7 protein-coding genes are annotated in these 6,579 nt (G+C 35.8%); 4 read left to right on the top strand and 3 right to left on the bottom strand.

What is annotated here, in order from left to right:
- Positions 1-278 precede the first annotated feature (278 nt).
- The 3 genes from L1283_RS18145 to L1283_RS18135 all read left to right on the top strand — a co-directional run bounded on the left by L1283_RS18145 (position 279) and on the right by L1283_RS18135 (position 3,072).
- Positions 279-1,733 carry a hypothetical protein gene (locus tag L1283_RS18145; RefSeq protein WP_139144948.1) on the top strand — a complete coding sequence of 485 codons (1,455 nt, stop codon included), beginning with the start codon at positions 279-281 and terminating at the stop codon, positions 1,731-1,733.
- Positions 1,678-2,211 carry a hypothetical protein gene (locus tag L1283_RS18140; protein ID WP_070564584.1) on the top strand — a complete coding sequence of 178 codons (534 nt, stop codon included), beginning with the start codon at positions 1,678-1,680 and terminating at the stop codon, positions 2,209-2,211. The genes L1283_RS18145 and L1283_RS18140 overlap by 56 nt, the downstream gene beginning before the upstream one ends.
- Positions 2,212-2,664: 453 nt before the next feature.
- Positions 2,665-3,072: a hypothetical protein gene (locus tag L1283_RS18135; RefSeq protein WP_286847999.1), complete on the top strand. Its 408-nt coding sequence runs from the start codon at positions 2,665-2,667 to the stop codon at positions 3,070-3,072.
- Between the two features lie 459 nt (positions 3,073-3,531).
- Here L1283_RS18135 and L1283_RS18130 read toward each other — a convergent pair whose 3' ends face one another.
- Together L1283_RS18130 and L1283_RS18125 are read right to left on the bottom strand one after the other, a co-directional pair.
- Positions 3,532-3,756, bottom strand: a complete 225-nt coding sequence (locus tag L1283_RS18130) for a hypothetical protein (protein ID WP_115049171.1) — start codon at positions 3,754-3,756, stop codon at positions 3,532-3,534.
- Complete coding sequence (locus L1283_RS18125; protein ID WP_159333010.1) at positions 3,753-4,220, bottom strand: hypothetical protein; 468 nt, start codon at positions 4,218-4,220, stop codon at positions 3,753-3,755. Before L1283_RS18125 ends, L1283_RS18130 begins: the two co-directional genes overlap by 4 nt.
- 345 nt (positions 4,221-4,565) lie before the next feature.
- On the opposite strand from L1283_RS18125, the gene L1283_RS18120 reads away from it, so the two are divergent.
- Positions 4,566-5,279, top strand: coding sequence for a metallophosphoesterase (locus tag L1283_RS18120; RefSeq protein WP_139144988.1), 714 nt, complete (start codon positions 4,566-4,568; stop codon positions 5,277-5,279).
- A gap of 108 nt (positions 5,280-5,387) precedes the next feature.
- On the opposite strand, the gene L1283_RS18115 is transcribed toward L1283_RS18120, so the two are convergent.
- Complete coding sequence (locus L1283_RS18115) at positions 5,388-6,371, bottom strand: Rpn family recombination-promoting nuclease/putative transposase (protein WP_070565937.1); 984 nt, start codon at positions 6,369-6,371, stop codon at positions 5,388-5,390.
- Positions 6,372-6,579: the final 208 nt, after the last annotated feature.

Genomic DNA, 6,579 nt, shown 5'->3' with positions numbered 1-6,579 from the left:
CTTCGCAGATTGAAAAATAGGGGTCAATATCGAAATGATGAAAAAAGCTATGCCTGTACCACAGAAATCCAATCCTAAAATTTATTTAGGACACAAGTGATTTCAATCAGAAGAATGGTTCTTAAAATCGAATTACTTTTCTATTATTACCTGTATATTACCTGTGCATTATCTATACATTATAAGCGAGTTACAAACTTTCACACAAATGTGTAGTTTTTTAATCTAGTAAAAATTTCACGATAAATAACTTTAGCTTTATTCCTATAAATCGTTAAGTGAAAAGTAAAATAGAAGTAATGAAAAGCCATTTTTTTACAAGAAACTTTATCTGGCTCCTTATCTTGCTGTTTATCGTAGTAAGTTGTCAGAAAGATTCGTCCCAAGTATTAGATAATGAAAATAAGCCGACTTTGGCTGATATAAAAGAATTTTATGCCAAAGAAGGAATATTTAAAAAGATCAATCCAAACGATAACTTACCAATTCAATGGGAACCTTTATGGGATGAAGTAACTGTCCGTAAAGCAAACGATTCAGTTGAATATATGTTCATTCCATTGCATCCTTTTCTCAAGGAAGATAAGAAGAAAATTACGTTTGAAAAAGGTGGTAAGACATACTTACTCGTAAAAAATGGCAAAGAATTTTACAAAGGCTTTTTTTTCAATGATACGAAGGAAGAAATTACTGATCTCCGCTCCTTTACTGGAAAAATGTTATTCACAAATCTAAAAAGTAACGCTGCAAATTTGATAAAATACCGGAATGGTTCGCCTTATTTTGAAGGAGATGAAAATGTACAGAAAAAGAGGGCTTCATCAACGAAAATGGCATGGGAGCAAAATTGCAACTATCAAACGGTGGATTGTATCTATCAATCAGGAGGATATGGATGTGGTAGTGGTATTACTATATATCATAGCAGAGATTGTTCTTACCCCTCATTTTGTGCTGGATATGGTTGGTCGCTTATTGATAGCCGAGATGAGTACGTCTGCGAAAATGTTTGGGTTCCAGATGCACCTGGTACGGGTGATGGTGGAGGTGGCTCGGACGGAAGTGATATTGCAAACTTCAATGCTAAAATCGATGATACAAATCTTCCAGACTGTATGAAAGGCGTATCGGATACACTTAAAATGCTGAATGGAAATTCTGTCGCTGATATAATCAAAAAGTTTTCGGGAGAAATACCAGGGTATAACCTTAAGTTTACTACAGAAAATTTTAGCGATCCGATGAAAGTGGCTGGTACAAATCGAAATAATAATACAGGAGAAATAATTATAGCTTTCAATACCAATCCACTAGTTATAGGTAATGTTTCCGACTTAGCATTTGCAACAACAATGCTTCATGAATCTATTCATGCTTACCTTACTGCATTTTTTTATGATGATCCAACGGCAGCAACAATGACTTATCCTCAATTATTTGAAAAGTATACAAAGAAAAAAGCTTTTTCAAATGGCGCTCAACATGAGACCATTGCTAGAGATTTTATTACAGATCTAGCCGCATCCATTAAAAATTACGGAGAATTAAAAGGCTATCATTTAGATAAGCAAATATATGACGATATTGCCTGGAAGGGCTTATTAGAAACGGATGCATTTAAAAACCTTTCAGATGTAGATAAATCTCGAATTACAGATAGAATAATGGCTGAACAATATGATACTAGAAAAGACAAAGGAGTTACACAAAAAGGAGTTCGCATGGGTTGCTAGCATTCTTTTATTTTGGACATTGGCAAGTTGTGCAACGAAAAAGAATCTTGACGACTTTGCTGAAATTGATCGAAACAATTGCAGTAGTTTTAATCAGATGGGCAAAGGATATACGGAAAGCGAGGTAGCTCCATTAATACATGGAAAAGTAAGATTATGCTATAATAATGAAATAGTGCCTTACGCGAGAGTCTTTTTTCTTAAAAATGGCAGGGACACCATAGCTTCGCTTACCACAGACGAAAAGGGTGAATTTTCAAAACAAATCTCTCCAGATGGTTTTTGGGGAAAAGTAATTATAGAAAAATTTGGATCGAATTTGACAATTGATGAAGTGAGAATAGATGCATACTTTAAAGATTACTATCTGGATATAAAATTACCAAGGCAACCTGCTTATATAAATGAAGTGGGCCCAAGAAAAGATCAGAAAAAGTTAAGAAAGGAAGTTGAAAAAGCAAGTCGAAAACATCAGTAAATAATTGCAATCTATCCACTCACTAACTTCAAGTGGGGAGGTTGATGTTATCTATTTTTTGAATGTGTAGCTTTTAAAGATCATCCACACCTGATCCGTCAACGTAAAATATTTTTGGTGCTTAGATCATTTACAGTCAAAAATCCGGTAACAGCAAACTTTTTGACAGCTAGTACTCCATGCTCAACAGCTAGAAATAATATTTTTTAAAAACCAAATAGGATTCGATATTGTATTAATAGTACTTTTCAAAAGCTTTAGCATTTGCAAATAATTATGCAACCTTTGGTAATCCACCTGTTGAAATAAATGAAACCTGGGTAAAAAACCCAACTATCACCGTGACGAGCGCCGATGGTCAACCACAAACGATCAAACCATACGCAAACTTAGGCGATGGGAAAAACTGTCCGATCCATAGCGTATCCTCTAGCCCCAATTAATTGATAACAAATGAAGAATAACATTTTAAAAATTTTGGGTATTTGTTTTTTAACATCTGCCTACAGTCAAAAAAAAGAAAAGGACTTATCGATACTACAGACTTTGGTCGAAAAAATACATTTGGATCTCCGTGATGTTGCAATGATGTCTGGTGTTCCAAGTAGGACATCTGCTACTTGGGCAAATTTGGTATATGTTCAACGGGGGGATTCCATAACAACTGTGCCGTTTGACAGTCTCACTTCTCCCAAATGGAATCGCTTTGAATATGATATAACGGTTGAATTCGACAGATTTACAGGGAATAGCACTCAAAATTTAAAGGGGGTAATTGTTCTAAAGCGTATCAGCCCTGAAAGAGAGGAAAAGCTCCGAAACTGGATGCTTAAAGAAAAGGAAAAGGCTTTGAAAAGATAAATCTTAAAGTCCGGTCGATATATACGGCTGGACTCATAATAGTGTTTATATTAATGGATGCTTACATAGGTTGTGAATTGCTTTCATTCTTTGGTTTAATTGTATGTAAATCCCACAGATAGTAATTATTCATTTATTTGAATATGTTGTTTAAAAGTTCCTTCCTGATAATACTTTCATTCCGGAATGCTAGTTTATTGCTTCAAATATTATTATCATGTTCACGAACACTCCAGATCAACCCCCTGTCTCGGTAATGACAGCATTCTATTATCAAAAAGTTTTTCCATGATCGTCCACACCTGTCGCACCGTCCGTTATCATTGCTGCAACTTGGGTGATTTCTAATTTTGGAAAAGACTTTATAATATTTATTCATTTATGAGGATGAGGAGTAACTCGGCCTTTTTTTGTTTTTAAAACCAAACAGGATTCGCCCCGCCCAGACTCAAGGTTTTTTTATTCGTCATAGCCCAACTCATCGAGGATAATAACAAGTTCATCGGTGGTCAACCAGCTCGTATTGTTACATAGCATTACCCAATCGCCACTGCGAAAATCTACATTCATTATAAAAAACCGATCAATCATAATTTGCAAGGTTCCACCACCATGCAAAACAGAAACCTCAACCACTTGCTTCTGACCACACACGTCACATTCGAACTTTATATTCTTTTTCATCGAATATCGTCCTTTATCCACTTTAATTCTCCACGCTGGATCATGGCTATATATTTTTGCACGTGATCATCGGTCAATAAGCAATTGTCGTCAAGGTGATAATTGAACTGTTTAGTGAAGGTGTCATAATGAATACTTCCTACATAAGCATTATTGAGGTATATATGCCAAAGGCTGTATTTCTTGGCCCGAACTTCCACTACCTGGCGTTTTCCATGATGATAAAACAACTCAGGCACATCAGTATCAAAGCGAAGTATAAGGGCGTCAATGCACGCTTCCTTGATGTCATCGGCAAGTACACCGTATGCCAATTGCCACTCTCCCTGAGATTTCCTGAAAACATAATGAGCAAGACCATTTTTGTTGTAAAGATGATAATCTTTCATGCCCATGCTTTTATCATGCACGGTAATTTGAGCGTACATTACCCGATTTCGGCAAAAGATTTCTAGCGGTTTCATTACACAATATTACTAATATTATTAGCAACATTGTATACCGTACAGATATTTAGGGTTTCCCATTTTTTATATGTAATCGGATGTATTAAGCCTATCCTAGCCCGATAATAGCATTATGGGAAACCTTAGTCTATATTAAGATTGGAATTGACGTAAGCCGTCGCTACGCGGACAGCTTACCATAAGCGACTTGGTTAAACAGCTCCACTTTCGTATCTTCGATACGGCTACGTTACTTCGCAAAGTCGCCGCTCTACATATACAATGCTAAAAACTACCGTACATACATTCAACGACCTTGACAAATGGTTGTCCGACAACTTCTATTTTGAAGACGGACACGTTTTGGCAATAAAAGAAAATCCGCTTGAAATTATTGTTGGTTATAATGTGAAAGCAAATTATAAGGCAAATTCAGAAAGACACATCTTGCCTTTCAAAATTATTCCATCAAAAATTTATGAATGGACTTTTGACATAGATGTAACAAATGTTGGTGACGACAATTACATTGAATATATTGAAGCATGGGAAGTTGAAAATGGAATTTGCTTAGAGTTCGCTACACCTGCGATTTTTCGACTTGTTACAAACAGCCTTGAAATTGAAGAACAAGAACTAATAAAAACAACATTTAAGCCTTGGACAAGTGAGAAGGAAATATATTTGACCGCTGACCTTTCTGAAGTTCCGAGACCTTTATTTTGGAAAGAAAAATTAAGCAAATACGGACACGACATTCTGTTTCGTTATTATTCAGGTGAAGAAAGACAACCAGAGCAAGTTCCTTATCCAGACTATCAAGGTTACTATATACAACTTGCGGACAGAATTAGCTCGACACAAGAAGGTATTTTTCTCAAGCATATTAAAGTAGAAAACGGAAAATTTAGTTTGAATTTTGAAAACAAGGACGATAAATTGAAAAATGTTTGGAACGACTTAACAGCAATTCTTGCAGAATTTCCTAATGCTCAAATCAAAAGCGGAAATTGCGAGTTTACCGGGACAAAATGGAAACAATATTTAGCGGACAAACTATTACCGACAACAGAATAACAGGAAGCACAGCATATAACGGGAGACTGTAACATAAACTGTGTCAACCAATTTAATCGGCTCGTGCCATTCATCTATTGGTGGAGCAGTCATCCAAAATAAAGAAACTTAGAGTTTTTCGACCTCTTCGACAGAAAGCCCTGTGCCCTTAGCAATATCAGCTATAGGTAGCCCCATTTCCTTAAATGCTTTAGCAGTCTCAAGAGCTTTTTTACGCTCTCCTTCTGCTAGTCCTTTGGCTTTACCTTCTGCTAGACCTTTGGCTTTACCTTCTGCTAGACCTTTAGCTTTACCTTCTGCTAGGCCTTTAGCGTGACCTAAAGATTCTCCGGATTTCTTGGCCGAATTAAATACGCTCTCAGCATCACGCTTATGTTTTAAACTTGCTTCGTATGACATTAGCTCCTCCTCCGTTAGTTTACCTATCTCTCCTATCTCAAAGATAAGACCAAATATTCTTTTATCCAAAAATGTTGGCAATCTATCCATGGTACTCAAGTGTTTAAGTAAGTACAACCACTGATCCATAACTGTCTTTAGTTCTTCTGGCTGTTTATTAAATAATGGAAGCGAAATCATTTTATATCCCAATTTATCATAGAATATTTCTTTGGTCAATTTGTCACACAGCGCAACATCATAGAAATAAGGCCGCTCTGTGACACGAGATATACCGGTACTACCATTTCTATCCATGTGAAACTCCAAAATACCAATAAAGTAAACCTCCGGTAGGTAATAATCACTACCCTTCTTACCTCGCGCTAATTGTTTATTGATGAGACGTGAGGTATAGTACACTGCACGGTCCTTAAAAAATTCTTGAAAGAGCTGCTGCATCTCAATGATGAAAACCTCACCATCGCTGCCGATACAATGTAAATCAAATACAACACGACGCATTCCCTCATAATCACCATCATGTTCTACAGGCTTATATCTTAGATCCGAAATTATCTTCTCTCCCTGAAACAGACTATTGAGAAACTCAATCAGTAAGATTTTGTTGTCCTCCCTACCAAAGTAAAATTTCCAACCGAAATCGGTACGTGGATCTACATACCTACCCAAATGTTTTTTTGATCTAGCCATAATATTTATTAATTGATTATCAGACAAATATATAACAATAAATTGATTATTGCTAACATATTTAGTAAAAAAACAAGTAAATTATATGGATAGTCAATCACATGAGCTGAAAAATTACAGACAGACTATTCTTTATCAAATTTTATGAGTTATTTAGTATGTAATAAATTAGCACAATAACCTAGTAAATAATATCGATTATGTATAA

Origin of the sequence: Sphingobacterium sp. HSC-15S19, from assembly GCF_050433745.1 — a bacterium.
GTDB lineage: Bacteria > Bacteroidota > Bacteroidia > Sphingobacteriales > Sphingobacteriaceae > Sphingobacterium > Sphingobacterium siyangense.
This window is presented reverse-complemented; position numbering and strand designations above follow the sequence as displayed.